Annotated in this window: 4 protein-coding genes; all 4 read right to left on the bottom strand. The window is 71.1% G+C overall.

Features of this window, described 5'->3' with window-relative positions; translation table 11 throughout:
• The coding region (locus L2I40_RS19960) for a bifunctional folylpolyglutamate synthase/dihydrofolate synthase (RefSeq protein ID WP_272910989.1) at nucleotides 1-741 on the bottom strand (741 nt) is incomplete at its 3' end.
• On the bottom strand, nucleotides 738-1,661 hold the full coding sequence (accD, locus tag L2I40_RS19955; protein ID WP_237216932.1) for an acetyl-CoA carboxylase, carboxyltransferase subunit beta: 924 nt from the start codon (nucleotides 1,659-1,661) through the stop codon (nucleotides 738-740). The genes L2I40_RS19960 and accD, both read right to left, overlap by 4 nt.
• Before the next feature lie 147 nt (nucleotides 1,662-1,808).
• Nucleotides 1,809-2,642, bottom strand: a complete 834-nt coding sequence (trpA, locus tag L2I40_RS19950; RefSeq protein ID WP_237216931.1) for a tryptophan synthase subunit alpha — start codon at nucleotides 2,640-2,642, stop codon at nucleotides 1,809-1,811.
• 2 nt (nucleotides 2,643-2,644) lie between these two features.
• Entirely contained in the window at nucleotides 2,645-3,883 is a 1,239-nt protein-coding gene (trpB, locus tag L2I40_RS19945; protein ID WP_237216930.1) for a tryptophan synthase subunit beta, read from the bottom strand.
• Nucleotides 3,884-4,037 lie beyond the last annotated feature (154 nt).

Here is a 4,037-nt window from a genome sequence, read left to right as displayed (position 1 = left end):
GCCGAGCGAAGTCGTCGCGTCGCGCCAGGTGAGCGTGCCGTCGGCGTGGCGCACGACGTCCCAGTCGCGGCCGCGCCGCAGCAGCGGCGCGCCGTGCTCCGCCGCCACGCGCTCGAACACCGCGGTCGCCTCGTCGGGCTGCGCGCCGGTCGCGCAGGGCACGCCGGGCTTCATGATCCCGGCCTTCTCGAAGGCGATCTTCGCCAGCGTGTCGCCCAGGAAATCCATGTGGTCCATGGAGATCGAGGTGATCGCGGTGGCCACGGGACACTCGACGACGTTGGTCGCGTCGAGCCGCCCGCCGAGCCCGACCTCCAGCACCAGCAGGTCGGCGGGCACGCTGGCGAACAGGTGGAAGGCGACGGCGGTCGTCAGCTCGAAGACAGTGATCGGCGCGCCGCCGTTCACCGCCTCGACATGCTCGAGTGCCGCGGCCAGCGCAGCCTCGTCCACCAGTTCGCCCGCCAGCCGGATGCGCTCGTGGAAGCGTACGAGATGCGGCGAGGTGTAGACGTGCACGCGCAGCCCCGCGGCTTCCGCGATCGCGCGCAGGAAGGCGCAGGTCGATCCCTTGCCGTTGGTGCCCGCGACATGCACCACCGGCGGCAACCGCCGCTCCGGATTGCCCAGCGCATCGAGGCAGCGCTGCATCCGCCCGAGGCTGAGGTCGATCAGCTTCGGATGCAGCGCGTGCAGGCGGTCGATGATGGCTTCGCTGCGCGAAGCCGGCACGCTGCTCACGCCGGCTTCGGTGCCTCAGGCTCCGGCGCGGGAAGGGCCGGCAGCGCCTCGGCCGGCTCCACCACAGGCGGCAGCTTCTCGCGCAGCAGCGAGATCACCCGCGCCAGCGTCGGGCGCATGTCATGGCGCTTCACCACCATGTCGAGGATGCCGTGCTCCAGCAGGTATTCGGCGCGCTGGAATCCCTCGGGCAGCTTCTCGCGCACCGTCTGCTCGATGACGCGCGCACCGGCAAAGCCGATCAGCGCGCCGGGCTCGGCGATCTGGATGTCGCCGAGCATCGCGAAGCTCGCCGTCACGCCGCCCGTCGTCGGGTCGCAAAGCACGACGATGAAGGGCAGCCCGGCTTCCTTCACCATGCGCGTCGCGATGACGGTGCGCGGCATCTGCATCAGGCTGATCGTGCCTTCCTGCATGCGCGCGCCGCCCGAGGCGGTGAAGACGATCAACGGCGCGTCCTGCAGCACGGCGAGCTTCGCCGCGGTCACGATCGCCTCGCCCACGCCGGCGCCCATCGAGCCGCCCATGAAGGCGAATTCGAACGCGGCGACCACGGCCTTGCGACCTTCGATCGCACCCTGCGCGACCACCACCGCGTCATCCATCGCCGCCTTGGACTGTGCGTCCTTCAGCCGGTCGGAATAGCGCCGCTGATCGCGGAAGCGCAGCGGATCGGCCGGCGCCTTCGGCAGCTCGATGCGCGACCAGCCCTCGTCCAGCGTCGCCTTGATTCGCGCCTGGGCGGAGAGCCGCATGTGATGGCCGCAGCTCGTGCAGACCATCAGGTTCCGCTCGAGGTCGCGGTGGAAGATCATCTGCTCGCAGGCGGGGCATTTGTGCCAGAGATTCTCCGGCACCTCGCGCGTCCCGCCGAAGATGCCCTTGATCTTGGGCAGCGCCCAGTCGGAGATCCAGTTCATGGATTGATGCCCTGAAGCGGCGGGCGCGTGCTCCGCACGCTTGCCTTGCGCGCCGCAGACATGACGCACGTCGTGGCGCGGTCGGTCGCCGCGCGGGCCGCCTGCGGCGGCCACTCTCGGAGGGCAGTGGCGATTCTGCTCACGGAATCACGCGGCCTGCTTCTTCGCGCTTCGGATCGCCTGCGCGAGCGCGGCGACCTGCGCCAGCACCTTCGGCGCCGTCTCGGCGGTCGCGCGGCCCTCGGCGTCGAGCGTCGCGGCCAGCGTGTCCACCAGCGCGGTGCCGACCACCGCGCCATCCGCCACGCCGGCGGCGACCGCCGCCTGCTCCGGCGTGCGGATGCCGAAGCCGATCGCGACCGGCAGGTCCGTGTGGCGCTTCAGCGCGGCGACGGCCGGCGCGAGCGACGCGTAATCCGCGCTGCGCGTGCCGGTGATGCCAGTGATCGAGACGTAGTAGATGAAGCCCGTCGTCGCGCCCAGCACGCGCGGCAGCCGCGCCTCGTCCGTCGTCGGCGCGATCAGCCGGATCAGGTCGAGCCCATTGGCGCGCGCATCCGGCTCGACCTCGTCGGCCTCCTCGGGCGGCACGTCCACGATGATCAGCCCGTCCACGCCCGCCGCGGCGGCGTCCTTGCAGAAGGCCGCGACGCCATAGGCAAGTATGGGGTTGTAGTAGCCCATCAGCACGACCGGCGTGTCACGCTCCGTCGCGCGCAGCTCGCGCACCAGGTCGAGCACGCCGGCGACGGTCGCGCCGGCCTTCAGTCCGCGCTGCCCGGCCTTCTGGATCGACGGGCCATCGGCCATCGGGTCGGTGAAGGGTACGCCGATCTCGATGACGTCCGCACCCGCCGCCGGCAGCCCCTGCAGGATCTTCAGCGAGGTCGCGCGGTCCGGGTCGAAGCCGGTGAGGAAGGTGACGAGCGCGCCGCGGCCTTCCGCCTTGAGCTGCGCGAAGCGCGTGGCAATCCGCGACATGCTCAGATCTTCTCGCCCAGGTGGCGCGCCACGGTGAAGATGTCCTTGTCGCCGCGGCCGCAGAGATTCATCAGCACGATGCGGTCCTCCGGCAGCTCCGGCGCCATCTTCATCACATGCGCCAGCGCATGCGCGGGCTCGAGCGCCGGGATGATGCCCTCGAGCTTCGAGCAGAGCTGGAAGGCCGCCAGCGCCTCGTCGTCCGTCGCCGCCACGTATTGCACGCGGCCAAGCTCGTGCAGCCAGGAATGCTCCGGGCCGACGCCCGGGTAATCGAGGCCGGCGCTGATCGAATGCGCTTCGGTGATCTGTCCGTCGCCGTCCTGCAGCAGGTAGGTGCGGTTGCCGTGCAGCACGCCGGGCCGGCCGCGCGACAGCGCCGCTGCGTGCTCCGGCGTGTCGAGGCCGCGACCCGCAGCCTCCACGCCGACCATCTGCACGTCGGCGTCGTCGAGGAAGGGATAGAACAGGCCCATCGCGTTGGAGCCGCCGCCGACCGCGGCGACCAGCGCGTCGGGCAGGCGGCCTTCCGCGGCCATCATCTGCTCCTTCGCCTCCTCGCCGATCACGCTCTGGAAGTCGCGCACCATCGCCGGATAGGGATGCGGTCCCGCCACGGTGCCGATGCAGTAGTAGGTGTCGTGGACATTCGCGACCCAGTCGCGCAGCCCCTCGTTCATCGCGTCCTTGAGCGTCGCGGCGCCGGAAGTGACGGGCCGCACCTCCGCCCCCAGCAGCTTCATGCGGAACACGTTGGGCTGCTGCCGCTCCACGTCGGTCGCGCCCATGTAGACGATGCAGGGCAGGTCCATCAGCGCGCAGGCGGTCGCGGTGGCGACGCCGTGCTGGCCGGCGCCGGTCTCCGCGATGATGCGCGTCTTGCCCATCTTCTTGGCCAGCAGGATCTGGCCGAGCACCGCGTTGATCTTGTGCGCGCCGGTGTGGTTCAGCTCGTCGCGCTTGAAATAGACCTTCGCCCCCATGCCCTTCGGCGCCGTCTTGCGCAGATGCGCGGTCAGGCGCTCCGCGAACCACAGCGGGCTCGGGCGGCCGACGTAATGCGTGAGCAGGCGGCGCCACTCGGCCTGGAAGGCCGCATCCTTCTTCGCCGCCTCGTAGGCGCGCTCGACCTCCAGGATCAGCGGCATCAGCGTCTCGGCCACGAAGCGGCCGCCGAAGGCGCCGAAGCGGCCGCGGGCGTCCGGACCCTGACGGAAGGAGTTGGGAAGGGGCTTGTTCACTGGCGGTTCCCTGGGCTGGGCGCGGTCTTAGCGCAGGGGCCGCGCCGGGTCACGGGGCCGGCACCTCGTTGCCGGACGCGCCGTCCGGAGGCCGAGCGGGTCAGGCGCTGGGCGGCGCGGCCACGGCAAACGGGGCCGGCTCGCCCTGGCCGGC

It is taken from the genome of Falsiroseomonas oryziterrae (assembly GCF_021864505.1).
In the GTDB taxonomy this organism is placed as follows: Bacteria; Pseudomonadota; Alphaproteobacteria; order Acetobacterales; family Acetobacteraceae; genus Falsiroseomonas; species Falsiroseomonas oryziterrae.
This window is presented reverse-complemented; position numbering and strand designations above follow the sequence as displayed.